The following is an 18,272-nucleotide window of genomic DNA, read 5'->3' as shown; positions in this document are numbered from 1 at the left end:
GGTGCGTAGCGTCACATCCCATGAGCACTATGGCGCATGACACCCCCGTCCGCCACGGGGTGCGTTGGGGGCTGCCCCTCGCCATCGGTGCCGCGCTCGCCTTCGGCATGTCTGGCGCGTGGGCCCGGGGCCTCATCGACGCCGGCTGGACCCCGGGCGCCGCCGTGACCGCACGCATCTGGGTCGCCGCCCTCGTGCTGCTCGTGCCGACCGTGCTGTCGCTGCGCGGGCGGTGGCACCTGCTGCGCCGCAACCTCGGCGTGATCGCGGCCTACGGACTGCTCGCCGTCACGGCCACGCAGCTCTTCTACTTCCAAGCCGTGGCCGTGATGGACGTGGGGCTCGCCCTGCTCATCGAGTACACCGCGCCGGTCGCCGTCATCCTCTGGCTGTGGATCCGGCGCGGAGAGAAGCCCACCCGCCGCAGCTTGGTCGGCGCGGCCATCGCCTTCGTCGGGCTCGTGCTCATGCTCGACATCGTGACCGGGGCCGAGGTCAACGTCGCCGGCACCCTCTGGGCGCTCGGCGCCATGGTCGGGGCGGCGACGTACTTCGTGCTCTCGGCGAAGGCCGACACGGGACTGCCGCCTCTCGCGCTCGCCGGCAGCGGACTGCTGCTCGGAGCGGTCGGACTCACGATCGCCGGAGCTGTCGGCGTGCTCCCGATCGCGTGGACCACCGCCGACATCGCCTACCGGTTCGGCAGCGTGCCCTGGTTCGTCCCGGTGCTGGCGATGGGGGTGATCGCGACGGCGGTCGCCTACCTGCTCGGCATCGCCTCGACCCGGATGCTCGGATCCCGCCTCGCCTCGTTCGTCGCGCTCGCCGAGGTGGTCGCCGCGCTGCTGTTCGGGTGGCTGCTGCTCGGGCAGTTGCCCGACCTGCTGCAGGCGCTCGGGGGCGCCCTCGTGCTCGCCGGCGTGGTGGTGGTGAAGCTGGGCGAGCCCGCGCCCACCCCCGAGCTCGTCGAGCCGGTGCCCGCAGCATCCCCGTCTCTCACCACCCCGTCACCCGCAGCATCCCCGTCGCTCACCACCCCGTCACCCGCAGTCGAGGAGATCTCGCGTTCGGAAGGACCTGATCGCTGATTACCTCCTTCGTTTCGTGAGATCTCCTCCACAGTCGAGCGGGGAATGCATACGAAGCGGCGAGGGAAGCCGCGCGACGCGCCATCCGGTCGAGCTTATGTATACAATCGACCCATGACGATGGAGCGCACGGCGGGTGATCGCGCGTACCGGATGCTCCTCGACGAGATCCAGTCGGGCGAACTGCCCGCCGGGGCCATCCTGGGCGAGGTCGAGCAGGCCGCCCGCCTCGGAGTCAGCCGTACCCCGTTGCGCGAAGCGCTCCGCCGGCTCGCCGCCGACGGACTCGTCGTACAGCAGTCGCCGCGGGTGACCGTGGTCGCCGCGCTCGATGCGTCCGACATCCGCGAGCTGTTCGAGATCCGCCGCGCGCTCGAAGAGATGTCGGCCCGGCTCGCCGCCGCACGCGGCGACGCACGCGTCTTCGCCGCCCTCGCCGCCGAGTTCGCCGACGTCGACCTCGGCGCCGCCGCGGGACGCGACGCCTACTACGCGCTCATCGCCCGTTTCGACGCGGCCCTCGATGCGGCCGTCGCCAACGACTACATCGCCGCGGCGCTGCGCACCGTGCGCACCCACCTCGTGCGCGTGCGGCGCATGGCCCGCGACAAGCCCGACCGGCTGGCGGCATCCGCCCGCGAGCACCGCACGATCGCCGACGCCCTCGCCGCCCGCGACGGCGATCTCGCCGCCCACGCCACGCACGTGCACCTGCACAACGCGCTCACCGGCATCCTCGACTCCCTCCCCGCCGATTCGGCGGCAGACCCCGCGACCGAAGGAAGACCATGACCGTCACCCACCACGTCCGCGTCCACCGCAGCGACGAGAACCTCGCCCGCGAGAACCAGCTCGCCTGGAAGATCGCCGAGGTCGCCGCCGACCCGGTCGAGGTGCAGCCCGAGGTCGTCGACATGATCGTCAACCGCATCATCGACAACGCGTCGGTGGCGGCGGCATCCCTCACGCGCGCCCCGATCGTCGCGGCGCGCGCTCAGGCGTTCAGCCACCCCGTCTCGACCGGCGGCGCCGGGGCCAACCTGTTCGGCACGGCCCTCGACCGTCGCACGAGCCCCGAGTGGGCGGCCTGGGCGAACGGCGTCGCCGTGCGCGAGCTCGACTACCACGACACGTTCCTCGCCGCGGAGTACTCGCACCCGGGCGACAACATCCCGCCGATCCTCGCCGTCGCCCAGCACACCGGCGCCGACGGCCGTGCGCTCGTGCGCGGCATCGCCACCGGCTACGAGATCCAGATGGACCTCGTGCGCGCGATCTGCCTGCACCGGCACAAGATCGACCACGTCGCCCACCTCGGCCCGTCGGCCGCCGCCGGCATCGGCACCCTGCTCGGACTCGACGTCGAGACGATCTACCAGGCCGTGGGTCAGGCGCTGCACACCACCACCGCCACCCGCCAGAGCCGCAAGGGCGAGATCTCGACCTGGAAGGCGCACGCCCCCGCGTTCGCCGGCAAGATGGCCGTCGAGGCGGTCGACCGGGCGATGCGCGGCCAGACCAGCCCCGCCCCGATCTACGAAGGCGAGGACGGCGTGATCGCCTGGATGCTCGACGGCAAGGACGCCGCGTACGAGGTGCCGCTGCCCGCCGCCGGCGAGCCGAAGCGCGCGATCCTCGACTCGTACACGAAGGAGCACTCGGCCGAGTATCAGGCCCAGGCCTGGATCGACCTCGCCCGCAAGCTCGGCACGGCCACCCCCGCTCTGCGCGACCCGGCGAACATCGAGGCGATCGTGCTGCACACCAGCCACCACACGCACTACGTGATCGGCTCGGGCGCCGGCGACCCGCAGAAGTACGACCCGACCGCATCGCGCGAGACGCTCGACCACTCCATCCCGTACATCTTCGCCGTCGCCCTGCAGGACGGCGGGTGGCATCACGTCGACTCGTACGCCCCCGAGCGCGCCGGGCGCCCCGACACCGTCGCGCTGTGGCACAAGATCACCACGGCCGAAGATGCCGAGTGGACCCGTCGCTACCACTCGGAGGACCCCGACGAGAAGGCGTTCGGCGGGCGCGTCGAGATCCGTCTGACCGACGGTACGACCGTGGTCGACGAGATCGCCGTCGCCGACGCGCATCCGCTCGGTGCCCGCCCGTTCGCCCGCGAGCACTACATCGCGAAGTTCCGGCTGCTGGCGGCTCCCGTCCTCGACCGCGACGAGATCGACCGGTTCCTCGACCTCGTGCAGCGCCTGCCCGAGCTGACGGCCGCCGAGGTCGCCGAGCTCTCGATCGTCGCGAAGCCCGGTGTGATCGACGAGTCCGCCGCCCCGAAGGGCCTGTTCTGATGCTGTACTCGAACGTCACGCCCGCCGAGAAGCGGCGGCTGTTCCGCGAACGTCTGGGCAGCGGCGAGCTGCTGCGGTTCCCCGGCGCGTTCAACCCGCTGAGCGCGCGCCTCATCGCGCAGAAGGGGTTCGACGGCGTCTACATCTCGGGGGCGGTGCTCTCGGCCGACCTCGGGGTGCCCGACATCGGACTCACGACCCTGACCGAGGTCGCCGGTCGAGCGAAGCAGATCGCGCGCATGACCGACCTCCCCGCGATCGTCGACGCCGACACCGGCTTCGGCGAGCCGATGAACGTGGCCCGCACGATCCAGGAACTCGAGGATGCCGGGCTCGCCGGCACTCACATCGAAGACCAGATCAACCCCAAGCGCTGCGGGCACCTCGACGGCAAGAGCGTCGTCGACGAGCGCACCGCGATCCGCCGCATCCGCGCCGCCGCCGACGCCCGCCGCGACGAGAACTTCCTCATCATGGCGCGCACCGACATCCGCGCGATCGAGGGGCTCGACGCGGCGATCGACCGCGCGAAAGCGCTGGTCGACGCCGGTGCCGACGCGATCTTCCCCGAGGCGATGCGCACCCTCGCCGAGTTCGAGGCGATGGCCGAGGCGCTCGACGTGCCGATCCTGGCCAACATGACCGAGTTCGGCAAGAGCGAGCTGTTCTCGACGCAGCAGTTGCAGGACGCCGGGGTGAGTATCGTCATCTGGCCGGTGTCGCTGCTGCGCACGGCGATGGGCGCGGCGGGACGCGCGCTCGATACGCTGAACGACGAGGGGCATCTGACGTCGATGCTCGGCGAGATGCAGCACCGCGCCGATCTCTACGACCTCATCGACTACGAGTCGTACACGCGGTTCGACTCGGGCGTCGCCGGTTTCACCGTCACGAAGGAGTGAGCATGACCGAGTCCGACATCAAGAAGGGCCTCGCCGGGGTCGTCGTCGACACGACCGCGATCTCGAAGGTCAACCCCGAGACGAACAGCCTGCTGTACCGGGGTTACCCGGTGCAGGAGCTCGCCGACACACAGTCGTTCGAAGCGGTCGCGTACCTGCTCTGGCACGGCGAGCTGCCGACCGGTGACGAGCTCGCCGCGTTCCGCGTCGAGGAGCGGAAGCACCGCGCCCTCGCCGACAACGTGAAGCAGGCCATCGATCTGGTTCCGCTCGACGCGCACCCCATGGACGAGGTGCGTACGGCGGTGAGCATCATCGGCGCATCCGACCCGGGCGCCGGCGGGTCGGTGCTCGACGCGGGCGGCAGCCCGGAGCAGAACCTCGAGCGCAGCATCCGCCTGTTCGCGGCTCTGCCGGCGATCGTCGCCTACGGGCAGCGCCGGCGCCGCGGGGAGGACATCGTGGCGCCGCGCGACGACCTCGACTACTCGGCGAACTTCCTCTGGATGACGTTCGGCGAAGAGGCCGACCCGGTGGTGGTGGATGCCTTCAACCGCTCGATGATCCTCTACGCCGAGCATTCGTTCAACGCGTCGACGTTCACGGCCCGCGTCATCACCTCGACGTTGAGCGACCTGTACTCGGCGGTGGTGGGGGCGATCGGTGCGCTGAAGGGTCCGCTGCACGGCGGGGCGAACGAGGCGGTGCTGCACATCTTCGACGAGATCGGCTCGGCGGATGCCGTCGAGGCCTGGCTCGACAAGGCCCTGGCCGAGAAGCGCAAGATCATGGGCTTCGGGCACCGCGTGTACAAGAAGGGCGACTCGCGGGTGCCGACCATGAAGGCGGCGCTCGACACGCTCGTCGCGCACTACGACCGCCCCGACGTCGCGGCGCTGTACGACGCGCTCGAGTCGCAGTTCGTGGAGCGCAAGGGCATCCACCCCAACCTGGACTACCCGTCCGGGCCCGCCTACAGCCTCATCGGCTTCGACACCCTCACCTTCACTCCGTTGTTCGTGGCGGCGCGCGTCACGGGGTGGACGGCGCACGTGATCGAGCAGGCCGGCGCCAACGCGCTCATCCGGCCGCTGTCGGAGTACATCGGCGTCGACGAGCGCCACGTCGAGGGCTGAACCGAGGGGGAGTGGCCCGGCATCGTCGACGGATGCCGGGCCGCCACTCTCTAGGGGTGGGGAGAGGTACCCGTCAAGGGAGCCTTCCTGCCTCGTATGAGGGCACTACGATAATCGCGTGACCCAGAACGAGACGCCGGAGAATCCCCACGACCACCAGCCCGATCCGACGGTGCCCCCGGCGCCGTCCGACCAGGGCGCCCCGCCTGTCGAGCCCGCCCTCGGCGGCCACGCCTTCCCGAGCGCCGGCACGGCCTCATCGGATGCTGCGCCCGCCGGTGACTCGGGGCAGGCATCGGATGCCCCGGCGGCAGACGGCACCCCCGCGTCGGCTCCCGCGGCGCCGGTGCAGGACGCGACGCCCGCGCCGCCGACCGCCCCGACGTACGGCGCGCCGACCGCGGCCTACCCCGGTGCGGATGCGGGTCAGCAGCCGACGGCGGCGTACCCGGGTCACCCGGGCCAGCCGGGCCAGCCCGGTGCGGATGCCGGTCAGCAGCCGACGGCGGCGTACCCGGGCGCGGATGCGGGTCAGCAGCCGACCGCGGCGTACCCGGGTGCGGATGCGGGTCAGCAGCCGGCCGCGGCGTACCCCGGCCAGGCGGGTCAGCCGGGTCAGCCGGGTCAGCCCGGCGGGCAGTTCGGCGCCCCGTACGGAGCCGGCGCCCCCGGCGGTCCCTCGTACCCCGGCGGTCCGTCGTACCCCGGCGGCCCCACCCCGCCCGCCTCGGGCGGCGGCAAGAAGAAGCTCTCGACCGGCGCGCTCATCGCGATCATCGCGGGAGGTGTCGTGCTGCTGCTCATCATCGCCGCGGCGATCATCATCCCGCTGTCGATGCGCGGCTCCGGCGGGTCCGACAGCTCGGACGGCGACGAGCCGGCGCCCGATGCATCCACTCCGACCGCGTTCGTCGAGGGGTACCTGACGGCGCTGTCCGAGGGTGACGCCGAGGCGGCCAAGGGGTACGTCGACACGTCCAGCTACGACGACTCGCTGCTCACCGACGAGGTGCTGCAGGCGTCGCTCGAGCTCGGCGCGATCGACGACATCGAGCTCGGCAAGGAGAAGGAGAACGAGTACGGCGACGTCGTCGTGCCCGCGACCTTCACGATCGGCGGCGAGGAGGTGTCGCGCGACTTCGAGGTGTACGTCGGCTACGACGGCGACATGACGATGTTCGACGGTCTCGTGTCGGCCTCGCCCTACGGCTTCGAGCAGCTCGACCTCACGGTCAACGGTGTCGAGGCCCCGGAGCGCTTCGCGCTCTTCCCCGGTACCTACGAGTTCGCGGTGGGCGTGGAGGCCTTCGCGATCGAGGGCGAGTCGACCTACCGTCTCGCGACCGACGACGACGAAGAGGCGCTGTACGACCTCAAGCCGGTGCTCAGCGAGTCGGGCATCGCGACGTTCCGCGAGCTGGTCACGGCGTCGCTGCGCGAGTGCCTGGCGATGAAGACGTTCGACACCCCGTGCGGACTCGACGTCACCGACATCGACACGAACGGCAACGGCTTCACCCCGATCGACGGCACGGTCACGCGCACGCTGACCGCCGAGGGCGAGTCGACCCTCGCGAACCTCAGCGCCCGCGTGACCGAGGGCACGGTCGTCTCGGCCAGCGACTACCTCGCGACCGACGTCACGCTCGACGCGCAGAACGCGGCCGGCGAGCGCGGCACGTTCTCGACCTACGGCGTCACGCTCGACACCCCCAAGGTCGACTTCGGGGCCGAGGAGCCCACCGTCGTCTGGGAGTGACCCCGCCGCATCCACCGCGACGAGCCCGGCATCCTTCTCGGATGCCGGGCTCGTCCCGTCTCTGCGCGCCCCCGCGCCCGCGCCCTCTCCGGTCGCACGAACGGTCGTTCTCTCCGCTCCGGTCGCACGAACGGTCGCTACGACGCGTGAGAGGAGCCGTTCGCGCGACCGGAACGGATGCAACGCGGGCCGGAGCGCGACCGGAACGGATGCAGCGCGGGTCGGAAGCGACCAGCGGAAGCGCGACTAGCGGGCGAGCCAGCGGCGCAGCCGCCGCGTGACCCATGGCAGCACGAGGTACGCCATTATCGGCGTGAGCACGAGGGTCGTCGTGAGCACGCGCAGCCAGATCGGCAGCCCGTCCCACCCCGGCACCGGGGACATCGCGTACGTGAAGGCGAGGTTCACGGGGAAGAACCCGAGCCAGATCGACACCGCCTGCTTCCATCGCGGGGGTGCGTTCACCACGGCGACCTCGGTCGTGCCGCCGGGGGTCTGCACCGTGACGGTACCCGTGGTCGGTTCGTCGAACCAGCCCTCGATGCCGGTGCGTCGCCGCGAGCGCTCGCTGCGCACGAACCCCTCGCCCATCGACAGCCACCAGCCGCGCTCGCCCGACTGCTCCCATGCGGTCAGCGTCGCCTCGTCGGCGAAACGGTAGAGCATGTGCCACACGTTGGTCTCGTCGCCCGAGCGCACCCAGCCCGACCCGAGGAATCCCGGGTACTTGTTGGCGAGGTTCACGCCGGTCTGCACCCAGGCGGTCGCCTCGGCGATGCGGGCGGGGTCGACCTCGCGGCGGATGGACACGGTGATCGGGTCATGGGACATGGTGGGTCCTCGGAGTGCGGGCGCGCCGGATCGCGGCGTGCATGGAGCGGGATGCGCCGGGGTCGTGGCGCGTCGACGATTCTATGCAGGCCGTGTGACGAGGGCGTTACAGGGGCGCAGAATGGGGGGATGAGTGCGCGCAGCGAAGCCGTTCTGATCGATGTGGTCCGTACCCCGGTGGGCCGGGGCAAGCCGGGCGGCGCGCTGTCGCACGTGCATCCGGTCGACCTCGCGGCCGGGGTGCTGCAGGCGGTGCTCGACCGCAACGGCCTCGACTCCCGCGAGGTCGACGACGTGCTGCTGGGCTGCGTGAGCCAGGTGGGAGACCAGTCGACGAACATCGCCCGCCAGGCGGTTCTCGCCGCGGGGTTCGACGAGCGCGTGCCGGCGGCGACGATCGACCGGCAGTGCGGATCGAGTCAGCAGGCCGTGCATCAGGCGGCGCAGGGCATCATGGCCGGCGCCTACGACGTGGTCGTGGTCGGCGGGGTCGAGTCGATGAGCCGCGTGCCCCTCGGATCGTCGGCGTCCGGCGGCTCGCCGATGTCGCCGCGACTGCGGGCGCGGTACCCCGAGGGGCTCGTGAACCAGGGTGTCTCGGCGGAGTTGATCGCGGAGCGCTGGGGCCTCGACCGCGACGTTCTCGACGCGTACGCGGCTGAGTCGCATCGGCGGGCGGCGGATGCCTGGAATGCGGGCTTCTTCGATCGCACGGTCGTGGCGGTCGACGAGGCGCCGGATGCGGTCGCCGACGAGACCGTCCGCCCCGGCACCACCGCGGAGGGTCTCGCCGGCCTGCACCCCGCATTCCGCACCGACGCGCTTGCGGACCGGTTCCCCGAGCTCGACTGGCGCATCACCCCGGGGAACTCCTCGCCCCTCACCGACGGCGCCTCGGCGGCCGTGCTGATGAGCGCGGAGCGCGCGGAGTCTCTGGGCCTCTCGCCGCGCGCGAGCATCCGTTCGTTCGCCGTGGTCGGAGACGACCCGCTGATGATGCTGACCGGTCCGATCCCCGCGACCCGCCGCCTGCTCGACCGGTCGGGCCTGACGATCGACGACCTCGACGCGTACGAGGTCAACGAGGCGTTCGCGTCGGTGCCGCTCGCGTGGGCGGCCGAGCTCGGTGCCGATCCCGCGAAACTCAACGCTCGGGGCGGGGCGATCGCCCTCGGCCACGCCCTGGGGTCGTCGGGCACCCGCCTGCTCGGCACGCTCGTCGATCACCTCGACGCGGTCGGCGGGCGCTACGGCCTGCAGACCATGTGCGAGGGCGGCGGCATGGCGAACGCGATGATCGTCGAGCGGCTCGGCTGAGGTCGGCGGCGGGGCACAAGATAGACGGCGCGACCCGGGCGATCCGGCGCGGCCCTCGGCGCGAGCAGGCGCGGCCCGTGCAACCCCGCGCGCTCGGGCCATCCGGCGCGATCCGGCGCTGGCCGCGCCGCCGCGGGTCGTCGGAGCGCCCGCCTCAGTCTGTGGTCTTCCGTCGTCGCGGTGCGGCCGACCGGGGAGGGATCTGCCGCATGTGCGTGCGCACGCGTTCGAGAGGGCCGGCGAGCGCGGCGATGTCGTCGGGGTCGAGCGGTGCGAGGAAGAGTGCGCGCAGCACCTCGATGTGCCCGGGGAACACGGCGGCGAGCACGTCGCGGCCGCGGTCGGTGATGGTGAGCGTCACCCCGCGCTCGTCGTCGGGGGAGGGCGCGCGGGTGACGAGGCCCATCTTCTCGAGCAGTCCGGCCTGGTGGGTGAGTCCGCTGCGGCTGTAGACGACCCCGTCGGCGAGCGTGGTCATGCGCTGGCTGCCGTCGGGTGAGTCGCCGAGGGTCGCGAGCAGCTGGAACTGCACGTAGCTGAGCCCTCCGGCCTCGCGGAGCTGCTGCTCGACCGCGTGCCGCAGCAGGCTGCTCACCTCGATGAGCGAGAAGTACACGCCGAGTTCGGCGGGGTCGAGGGCGGGGGAGTCGGATGCCATGCGCCCATCCTACTGCTTCGAGATCGAACTAGTTGCTTCGATATTGAAGCAGTGCTACGGTGAGGACATGCTTCAACATCGAAGCACTTGACGAGAAGAGAACATCATGAAGGCAGTGCGTTTCCACCAGCTCGGAGGCCCCGAGGTTCTGGCGGTCGACGAGGTCGAGGTCCCCGAACCGGCAGCGGGACAGGTGCGGGTCCGCGTCGCGGGCGCCGGGTTCAACCCCGCGGACGGGGGCATCCGGGCGGGCACCCTCCCGTTCCCCGTCTCGCTCCCGCACGTCCCCGGCTACGACCTCGCCGGCACCGTCGACGCCTGGGGTGCGGGCGTCGACGGGTTCGCGGTCGGCGACCGCGTGGTCGGATTCCTGTCGATGACCGAAGACGGGGCGAGCGCCGAGTACGCGATCGCGCCCGCCGAGCTGCTGGTGCAAGCCCCGGCGGCGCCCGACCTCGCGGATGCCGCGGCCCTCCCCTCGGTGGGCCTCACCGCCTGGCAGGCGCTGTTCGATCTCGGCGGGCTGGAGAGCGGTCAGCGGGTGCTGATCGTGGGCGCCGGAGGCGCGGTCGGACGGTACGCGGTGCAGCTGGCGAAGGATGCCGGGGCGCGCGTCGTCGCCACGGCGAGTCCGCGCAGTCGGGCGTCGGTCGCGGCGGCCGGAGCCGACGAGATCGTCGATCACACGGTCGCCTCGGTGGGCGATGCGGTCACCGAGCCGGTCGACCTGCTGCTGAACCTCGCCCCCATCGATCCGACGGAGTTCGCGGCGCTGGTCGGGCTCGTGCGCGACGGCGGAGCGGTCGTGAGCACGACGGCGTGGATGCCCACCCCGGGCGACGAGGGGCGCGGGGTGCGCGCAGAGACGGTGTTCGTGCGCAGCGACCCCGCACAGCTCGCACATCTCGTGTCGCTCGTCGACGCCGGGCGACTGCGGCTGGTCGACTCCCGTCGCATCGGGTTCGACGAGCTCGCCGAGGTGCACGCCGCCGCGGCCGACGGCTCCCTCCGGGGCAAGGTCGTGCTCGTTCCCACGGCGGACTGATCGGTCGCGGCATCCGCTCGTTCCCCCCGCCGCGCAGGTATGGAGAAGCCCCCGCCGACCCGATTCGGCGGGGGCTCGGGAGCGCGATGCGCTCTCCGTGGCGCGGAAACCTGTGACTACCCGATCCGGTCTGAGTCCGTCCGCGCACGTACAGGTGTAGTCGGCGCAGGTGACGCGTCGGTGAACGCCGCGCGAACACCCGAAACGCGCCCGGTCGTTAATACATGGACGCCCTAGTAAATGTGCGGCCATCGAAGTAAACTCCTCTTGTGCCAACGACGGCACGAAGGGATGTCACACAATGACTCGTACCATTCCCCATTTCCTTGGCGGATCGCTCCACGCTCCGACCGAGGGGCGCTTCGCCGACGTGTTCGACCCGAGCTCCGGCGCCGTGCAGGCTCGCGTGCCCCTCGCCTCGGCCGACGAGGTTCGCGCGGCGATCGACGTCGCCGAGGCCGCACAGCCCGGATGGGCGGCGACGAACCCCCAGAAGCGGGCGCGCGTGCTGCTGCGCTTCCTCGACCTCGTGCAGCGCGAGATGCAGTCGCTCGCCGAGATGCTGGCGAGCGAGCACGGCAAGACCGTCGACGACGCGAAGGGCGACATCCAGCGCGGGTTGGAGGTCGTCGAGTTCGCCGCGGGCGCGCCCCATCTGCTCAAGGGTGAGTACTCCACCGACGCAGGCTCGGGCATCGACGTGTATTCGATGCGGCAGCCGCTCGGCGTGGTCGCCGCCATCACCCCGTTCAACTTCCCCGCGATGATCTCGCTGTGGAAGGCGGGGCCCGCGCTCGCCGCCGGTAACGCGGTCGTGCTCAAGCCCAGTGAGCGCGACCCCTCGGTGCCGGTGCGGCTCGCCGAGCTGTTCCTCGAGGCGGGACTCCCGTCGGGCGTTCTCAACGTGGTGCACGGCGACAAGGAGGCGGTCGACGCGCTGCTGACCGACGACCGCATCCGTGCCGTCGGCTTCGTCGGCTCGACGCCGATCGCCGAGTACATCTACGCCACCGCCGCCGTGAACGGCAAACGGGCACAGTGCTTCGGCGGGGCGAAGAACCACATGATCGTCATGCCGGACGCCGACCTCGATCAGGCCGCCGATGCGCTGATCGGTTCGGGCTACGGGTCGGCGGGCGAGCGCTGCATGGCCATTTCCGTCGCCGTGCCGGTCGGGCAGGAGACGGCGGATGCTCTCGCCGCCAAGCTCGTCGAACGCGTCGAGCGCCTGCGCGTGGGCCCGGCCCTGGCGCCCGATGTCGACTACGGCCCGCTCGTGACGCGCGCCGCCGTGGAACGCGTCGAGGGGTACATCCAGCAGGGCGTCGACGAGGGCGCGACGCTGCTCGCCGACGGCCGCGGCTTCTCGGTCGCCGGCTACGAGGAGGGCTTCTACCTCGGTCCGACGCTCTTCGACCACGTCACGACCGACATGGCGATCTACCGCGAGGAGATCTTCGGGCCGGTGCTCGTCATCGCCCGCGCCGACGACTACGAGCAGGCGCTGCGCATGGCGTCGGAGCACGAGTACGGCAACGGCGTGGCGATCTTCACGCGCGACGGCGACGCGGCGCGCGACTTCGCCGCCCGCGTCGAGGTGGGGATGGTCGGGGTCAACGTGCCGATCCCCGTGCCTATCGCCTACTACACGTTCGGCGGCTGGAAGCGCAGCGGCTTCGGCGACCTCAACCAGCACGGCGCCGACGCCTTCCGCTTCTACACGAAGACCAAGACGGTGACGAGCCGCTGGCCCTCCGGCATCCGCGAGGGCGCCAGCTTCGTCATCCCCACCATGCACTGACCCGGCCACGAGCCGCCCACCCGAGGAGTCGACGATGACCATGACCTCCGTCCCCACCACCACCGCCGAGGAGCGCCAGGCGATCCTCGAGGCGGTCCGCGAGTTCGCCGACGCCGAGCTCGCCCCGCACGCCCTCGAACGCGACGAGCAGCACATCTTCCCCCGGGAATCACTCGGCCGTGGCGGCGAGCTCGGACTCGGCGGCATCTACGTGCGCGAGGAGTCGGGCGGCTCCGGGCTCAGCCGTGCCGACACCGTCGCGATCTTCGAGGAGCTCGCGCAGGGCGACCCCGCCGTCGCCGCGTATATCTCGATCCACAACATGGTCGCGTGGATGATCGACACTTACGGCACCGACGAGCAGATCGCCCGCTGGATGCCCGACCTCACCGCCATGGCGGCCTTCGGCGGCTACTGCCTCACCGAGCCGGGCGCGGGATCGGACGCCGCGAACATCGCCACCAGCGCGGTGCGCGACGGCGACGACTTCGTGCTGAACGGCGTGAAGCAGTTCATCTCGGGGGCGGGGGAGGCCGCCGTGTACGTCGTGATGGCCCGCAGCGGCGGGCCCGGCGCCGACGGCATCAGCGCGTTCCTCGTGCCCGGCGACGCCGAGGGGCTGAGCTTCGGCGCGCTCGAGAAGAAGATGGGCTGGCACGCCCAGCCGACCCGGCAGGTGATCTTCGACGGCGTGCGGGTGCCGGTATCCGCCCTGCTCGGCGAGGAGGGCCGCGGCTTCCGCATCGCGATGTCGGCGCTCAACGGCGGGCGCCTGAACATCGCGGCCTGTTCGCTCGGCGGCGCGCAGTGGGCGCTGGACCGGGCCGTGCAGTACGTGCACGAGCGCCTGGCGTTCGGTGAACCGCTGGCCGAGAAGCAGTCGATCCTGTTCCAGATCGCCGACATGCGCACCGACCTGCAGGCCGCACGCCTCATGGTGCGCGACGGCGCCGAAGCGGTCGACGCGAAATCTCCCGATGCGACGATGCGCTGCGCGATGGCCAAGCGCTTCGCCACCGACGCGGGCTTCGACGTCGCCAACCGCGCGCTGCAGCTGCACGGCGGGTACGGCTATCTGCAGGACTACGGCATCGAGAAGGTCGTGCGAGACCTGCGGGTGCACCAGATCCTCGAGGGCACCAACGAGATCATGCGACTCATCGTCGGGCGCGAGATGCTCCGGCCCGCCGGGTCGACCTCGATGCGGAGCGCATCATGACGCGCGTCGCTTTCCTCGGCCTCGGCCACATGGGGCTGCCGATGGCGGTGAACCTGCAGAAGGCCGGGCACGAGGTGCACGGCTTCGACCTCGTGCCCGCCGCCGTCGATGCGGCCACGGCCGCCGGCATCCGGGTCGCCGCGAGCGGGGCGGATGCCGTGGCCGACGCCGACGTCGTGATCACCATGTTCCCGGCCGGGAAGCACGTGCTCGACGCGTACCGCACCGAGCTGCTGGCCGCCGCCCGCCCCGGCACGCTGTTCATCGAGTCGTCGACGATCGCCGTCGACGAGGCTCGCGCCGCGCACGCCCTGGCGCTCGCCGCGGGACACCGCAATATCGACGCGCCCGTGTCGGGCGGCGTGGTCGGTGCCGAGAACGGCACGCTGGCGTTCATGGTCGGCGGCAGCGAGGACGATGTCTCCGAGGCGAGGCCACTGCTCGAGACGATGGGGAAGCGCATCGTGCACTGCGGCGGACCCGGGCTCGGGCAGGCCGCGAAGGTGTGCAACAACATGATCCTCGCGGTGTCGCAGATCGCCGTCGCCGAGGCGTTCGTGCTGGGGGAGCGGCTCGGGCTCGAGCATCAGGCGCTGTTCGACGTCGTGTCGCAGGCCTCGGGCCAGTGCTGGTCGATCACCACGAACTGCCCCGTGCCCGGTCCGGTGCCGACGAGCCCCGCGAACCGCGATTACCGGCCCGGCTTCGCCGGCGCCCTCATGGCGAAGGATCTCGGACTCGCCCTGCAGGCGATCGAGCAGACCTCGACGGATGCCCGCATGGGGCGCCTCGCCCAGCAGCTCTACGCCGCGTACGCCGCGGGCGACGGAGCCGGGCGCGACTTCTCGGGCATCATCACCGACATCCGCGACGGGTCGGTGTGACGCCGTGCGCGCCAGCCGACAGACTGAGGGGACCGACGACGACGTGGAGGCGGAGCATCCGATGAATCAGTACGAGACGATCCTGGTCGAGCAGCGCGGACGGGTGGGGTGGATCACCCTGAACCGTCCGCAGGCCCTCAACGCCCTGAACAGCCGGGTGTCGGAGGAGGTCACCGCCGCGGCGGTCGCCTTCGACGCCGACCCCGGGGTGGGCGCGATCGTCGTCACCGGGTCGGAGAAGGCGTTCGCCGCCGGCGCCGACATCAAGGAGATGGAGGGCATGACCGCGGCCGACATGCTCGCCACCGACCACTTCGGCTCGTGGAGCGACTTCGCCGCCGTCCGCACGCCGGTGATCGCCGCCGTCTCGGGCTTCGCGCTCGGCGGCGGCTGCGAGCTCGCGATGATGTGCGACATCATCCTCGCCGCCGACACCGCGAGGTTCGGGCAGCCGGAGATCAATCTCGGCGTGATCCCCGGGATGGGCGGCACGCAGCGCCTGATCCGCGCGATCGGCTATTACAAGGCCGCCGAACTCGTGCTCTCGGGGCGCATCATCGACGCCGCCGAGGCCGAGCGGATCGGTCTCGTGTCGCGGGTGGTGGCGGCATCCGACCTGTCGACTGAGGCCGAGAAGCTGGCCGAGACCATCGCGTCGAAATCGCTGCCGTCGGTGTACGCCGCCAAGGCCGCCCTCGACACGGCGATGGAGACGAGCCTCGCCGACGGGCTGGCTCATGAGAAGCAGGCGTTCGCGTCGCTCTTCGACACCGCCGACCAGAAGGAGGGCATGGCCGCGTTCCGCGAGAAGCGGCAGCCCGACTTCCGCCATCGCTGATGCTCGGCGACGACCAGGGGCGGGTGCGCGGCTGGCGCGACGGGTCAGCCGCGCAGCGTGTCGACGACCTTGGCGATGCGGCGGTCGCGGGTCGCGTCCTGTTTCGCGTCGGCGACCGAGCGGGCGTGCTCCTTGCGGGCGCTGTAGCTGAGCGCGTCGAACGCGGCCCGCAGGGCCGGATCGGCGTCGAGGGCGGCGACGAGGGCGGGCGGCATCTCGACGGTGCGCTCCTCGGCATCGACGCGGATCACCGCATCGACCTCCTGGTCGATGTCGACGCCCATCTCGGCGCGCACGGCCTTGGTGAAGCCGATCATGTTCTCACCGCCCATGCGTGCCAGCCGCAGTCGCGCGGTACGACCGTCGATCGTCACCGCGACGGGAAATGTCTTGCCCGCGCCGAGGGACGCGACCTGCTCGTCGTCGAGAAGGAGCGCGGCGGCAGGCCCGCGGCGCACGAGGGTGGTGTGGAGGCGCAGTTCGCTCATGGGCACAGGGTACGCCCGGGCGGGCAGGGCGAGACAGGGGTGAGGGCCGAGGGTGCCCCGAGTCAGGGGCTCTCCGGTGTGGGGGTGTGCGGCTCGGGGCCGGTCGACCGCGTCAGCTCCGCGACGAGCGTGCGGTTGCGCTCGGCGATCACGCGCTGCAGATGCGCCCGCATGACCACGCGGTCGACGAGACGGCCGAGCGGGCCGAAGGGCGAACGGAAGGTCACGACGTCGCGCATGAGCGTGCCCTGCGGATGCTCCGCGAAGGTGTGCTCGTGCAGGAACGAGGCGAAGGGGCCGGCGATCTGCCGGTCGCGGAAGCCCCGCGGCGCATCGATGTCGAACACCCGCGATCGCAGCCGGAACGGGATGCCGAAGTGCCGCGCCCGCCAGGTGACCGTCGACCCCTCGGTGAACACGCCGCCCGCCGGGGCCTCGACCATCGTCTCGCCGTGCGCCGCCATCGACCGTACATGCAGCTCGGGGTCGAGCGAGGCGGCGAAGACCTCGGCCACCGGCGCGGCGATCACGGTCTCGAGCACGAAGCGGGCCATGTCAGAGCGGGTCGGGCGCGGGGCGCGGGTCGGTGAAGTCGCCGGCATGCTTGCGCAGACGCGCGACGATCGCCACGAGTTCGGCGGCGTCTTCGGCGTCGATGCCGGGCGAGGAGAAGACCTCGGCGTTCAGCGCGGTGGTCGCGCGCTCGACCAGGTCGCGACCGGCCGGGGTGAGGGCGAGCAGGGCCGCGCGGCCGTCGTGCGGATGCGGTTCGCGCACGATCAGTCCGTCGCGCACGAGGCGGTCGGCGGTGCTCGTGACCGTGGTGGCATGCACCTGCAGGCGGGCGACGACGCTCGACAGCGGCAGGCGACCCTCACGGCTGAACCCGAGCAGTCGCAGCACCTCGTATCGCGCAAAGCTCAGCCCGAACGGCTTGAGGGCGGCGTCGACGCGCGCGAGCAGCAGCTGTTGAGCCCGCATCACCGAGGTGACCAGGGCCATGCCGTCGGCCGCATCCGTCCACCCGTGCGCGAGCCACTGCCGCTTCGCCTCGGCGAGCGGATCCACGGGCAGCGGACGGGGACGGGCCACGCCTCTACGGTACCGGCCGCGCGGTGCCGGATCGGGGTCGCCGGGCCGCTGGTTCTGGGTTTCAACCCACCTGAGACGCAGTGTCGCAGGACTAGAATCGACACAGTCGTGAGGAGCATTCGATGAAGATCTTCGTCCTGGTCAAAGAGGTGCCGGACACCTACGGCGACCGCACACTCGATCTCGAGACCGGTCTGGCCGATCGCGCCGCGGGAGACCTGGTGCTCGACGAGATCACCGAACGCGCCCTCGAGGTCGCTCTGACCTATGCCGACGCGCACGAGGGCACCGAGGTCGTGGCCGTGTCGATGGCTCCGGCGGGCTCGACCGCCTCGGTCCGTCGGGCGCTCGCGATCGGAGCGGCGTCGGCCGTGCACATCGCCGACGAGCAGTTGCGGGGCGCCGACCTCGGCCTCACCGCCGAGGTGCTCGCCGCCGCCATCCGCCGCGGTGAGCCCGACCTCGTCATCACCGGCAACCTCTCGACCGACGGCACCGGCGGCGTGATGCCCGCCATGCTCGCCGAGCACCTGGGTTGGACGCAGGCGACCGCGCTCACCGCCGTCGAGATCGGGGCGGATGCCGTGACCGGCACGCGCGCCACCGACTTCGGGTCGCAGACGGTCACCGCCGCGCTGCCCGCTGTGATCTCGGTCACCGAGGCGATGCCGGATGCCCGGTTCCCCAACTTCAAGGGCATCATGGCCGCGAAGAAGAAGCCCCTCGAGGTCGTGTCGCTCGACGATCTCGGCGTCTCGGCCGACCCCGCGGTCGCGCCGCGCTCGATCATGACCGCGGTGTCGGAGAAGCCACCGCGCGCGGCGGGCGTGAAGATCGTCGATGAGGGTGACGCCGCCCAGCAGCTCGTCGACTACCTCGTGCAGAACAGGCTGGTGTGA

18 protein-coding genes are annotated in these 18,272 nt (G+C 71.4%); 13 read left to right on the top strand and 5 right to left on the bottom strand.

What is annotated here, in order from left to right; translation table 11 throughout:
- The first annotated feature begins 20 nt into the window (after positions 1-20).
- The 6 genes from AC3A3J_RS01350 to AC3A3J_RS01325 all read left to right on the top strand — a co-directional run bounded on the left by AC3A3J_RS01350 (position 21) and on the right by AC3A3J_RS01325 (position 7,200).
- Positions 21-1,088, top strand: a complete 1,068-nt coding sequence (locus AC3A3J_RS01350; protein WP_487670556.1) for an EamA family transporter — start codon at positions 21-23, stop codon at positions 1,086-1,088.
- A 114-nt stretch (positions 1,089-1,202) separates the two neighbouring features.
- Entirely contained in the window at positions 1,203-1,880 is a 678-nt protein-coding gene (locus AC3A3J_RS01345; protein ID WP_487670555.1) for a GntR family transcriptional regulator, read from the top strand.
- Positions 1,877-3,403, top strand: coding sequence for an MmgE/PrpD family protein (locus tag AC3A3J_RS01340; protein ID WP_487670554.1), 1,527 nt, complete (start codon positions 1,877-1,879; stop codon positions 3,401-3,403). Before AC3A3J_RS01345 ends, AC3A3J_RS01340 begins: the two co-directional genes overlap by 4 nt.
- Complete coding sequence (gene prpB, locus AC3A3J_RS01335) at positions 3,403-4,305, top strand: methylisocitrate lyase (RefSeq protein WP_487670553.1); 903 nt, start codon at positions 3,403-3,405, stop codon at positions 4,303-4,305. Before AC3A3J_RS01340 ends, prpB begins: the two co-directional genes overlap by 1 nt.
- Before the next feature lie 2 nt (positions 4,306-4,307).
- Positions 4,308-5,441 (top strand): bifunctional 2-methylcitrate synthase/citrate synthase, encoded by a 1,134-nt coding sequence (locus tag AC3A3J_RS01330; RefSeq protein ID WP_487670552.1) that lies wholly within the window; start codon positions 4,308-4,310, stop codon positions 5,439-5,441.
- A 118-nt stretch (positions 5,442-5,559) separates the two neighbouring features.
- Positions 5,560-7,200: a hypothetical protein gene (locus AC3A3J_RS01325; protein WP_487670551.1), complete on the top strand. Its 1,641-nt coding sequence runs from the start codon at positions 5,560-5,562 to the stop codon at positions 7,198-7,200.
- A 246-nt stretch (positions 7,201-7,446) separates the two neighbouring features.
- On the opposite strand, the gene AC3A3J_RS01320 is transcribed toward AC3A3J_RS01325, so the two are convergent.
- The gene (locus AC3A3J_RS01320; RefSeq protein WP_487670550.1) at positions 7,447-8,031 is read right to left on the bottom strand and encodes an antibiotic biosynthesis monooxygenase; all 585 of its coding nucleotides are present in this window, start codon (positions 8,029-8,031) and stop codon (positions 7,447-7,449) included.
- 129 nt (positions 8,032-8,160) lie between these two features.
- Here AC3A3J_RS01320 and AC3A3J_RS01315 point away from each other — a divergent pair, with 129 nt between their 5' ends.
- Complete coding sequence (locus AC3A3J_RS01315; RefSeq protein WP_487670549.1) at positions 8,161-9,348, top strand: thiolase family protein; 1,188 nt, start codon at positions 8,161-8,163, stop codon at positions 9,346-9,348.
- 154 nt (positions 9,349-9,502) lie between these two features.
- On the opposite strand, the gene AC3A3J_RS01310 is transcribed toward AC3A3J_RS01315, so the two are convergent.
- Complete coding sequence (locus AC3A3J_RS01310) at positions 9,503-10,006, bottom strand: MarR family winged helix-turn-helix transcriptional regulator (protein WP_487670548.1); 504 nt, start codon at positions 10,004-10,006, stop codon at positions 9,503-9,505.
- Between the two features lie 106 nt (positions 10,007-10,112).
- Between AC3A3J_RS01310 and AC3A3J_RS01305 the strand changes: the two genes are divergently transcribed.
- From AC3A3J_RS01305 to AC3A3J_RS01285, 5 genes are all read left to right on the top strand, one after another.
- Entirely contained in the window at positions 10,113-11,051 is a 939-nt protein-coding gene (locus AC3A3J_RS01305) for an NADP-dependent oxidoreductase (protein WP_487670547.1), read from the top strand.
- Between the two features lie 301 nt (positions 11,052-11,352).
- The gene (locus AC3A3J_RS01300; RefSeq protein ID WP_487670546.1) at positions 11,353-12,852 is read left to right on the top strand and encodes a CoA-acylating methylmalonate-semialdehyde dehydrogenase; all 1,500 of its coding nucleotides are present in this window, start codon (positions 11,353-11,355) and stop codon (positions 12,850-12,852) included.
- A gap of 34 nt (positions 12,853-12,886) precedes the next feature.
- Entirely contained in the window at positions 12,887-14,071 is a 1,185-nt protein-coding gene (locus AC3A3J_RS01295) for an acyl-CoA dehydrogenase family protein (protein WP_487670545.1), read from the top strand.
- On the top strand, positions 14,068-14,955 hold the full coding sequence (gene mmsB / locus AC3A3J_RS01290; protein ID WP_487670544.1) for a 3-hydroxyisobutyrate dehydrogenase: 888 nt from the start codon (positions 14,068-14,070) through the stop codon (positions 14,953-14,955). The genes AC3A3J_RS01295 and mmsB overlap by 4 nt, the downstream gene beginning before the upstream one ends.
- A 61-nt stretch (positions 14,956-15,016) precedes the next feature.
- Positions 15,017-15,793: an enoyl-CoA hydratase-related protein gene (locus AC3A3J_RS01285; RefSeq protein WP_487670543.1), complete on the top strand. Its 777-nt coding sequence runs from the start codon at positions 15,017-15,019 to the stop codon at positions 15,791-15,793.
- 44 nt (positions 15,794-15,837) lie between these two features.
- Here AC3A3J_RS01285 and AC3A3J_RS01280 read toward each other — a convergent pair whose 3' ends face one another.
- The 3 genes from AC3A3J_RS01280 to AC3A3J_RS01270 form a co-directional block, all read right to left on the bottom strand.
- Positions 15,838-16,281: a YdeI/OmpD-associated family protein gene (locus AC3A3J_RS01280; RefSeq protein ID WP_487670542.1), complete on the bottom strand. Its 444-nt coding sequence runs from the start codon at positions 16,279-16,281 to the stop codon at positions 15,838-15,840.
- A gap of 62 nt (positions 16,282-16,343) precedes the next feature.
- Positions 16,344-16,835: an SRPBCC family protein gene (locus tag AC3A3J_RS01275; protein WP_487670541.1), complete on the bottom strand. Its 492-nt coding sequence runs from the start codon at positions 16,833-16,835 to the stop codon at positions 16,344-16,346.
- A 1-nt stretch (position 16,836) separates the two neighbouring features.
- Complete coding sequence (locus AC3A3J_RS01270; RefSeq protein WP_487670540.1) at positions 16,837-17,373, bottom strand: MarR family winged helix-turn-helix transcriptional regulator; 537 nt, start codon at positions 17,371-17,373, stop codon at positions 16,837-16,839.
- Between the two features lie 122 nt (positions 17,374-17,495).
- Here AC3A3J_RS01270 and AC3A3J_RS01265 point away from each other — a divergent pair, with 122 nt between their 5' ends.
- Positions 17,496-18,272 carry an electron transfer flavoprotein subunit beta/FixA family protein gene (locus tag AC3A3J_RS01265; protein WP_487670539.1) on the top strand — a complete coding sequence of 259 codons (777 nt, stop codon included), beginning with the start codon at positions 17,496-17,498 and terminating at the stop codon, positions 18,270-18,272.

The organism is Microbacterium sp. Soil_N32 (assembly GCF_057655505.1).
This window is presented reverse-complemented; position numbering and strand designations above follow the sequence as displayed.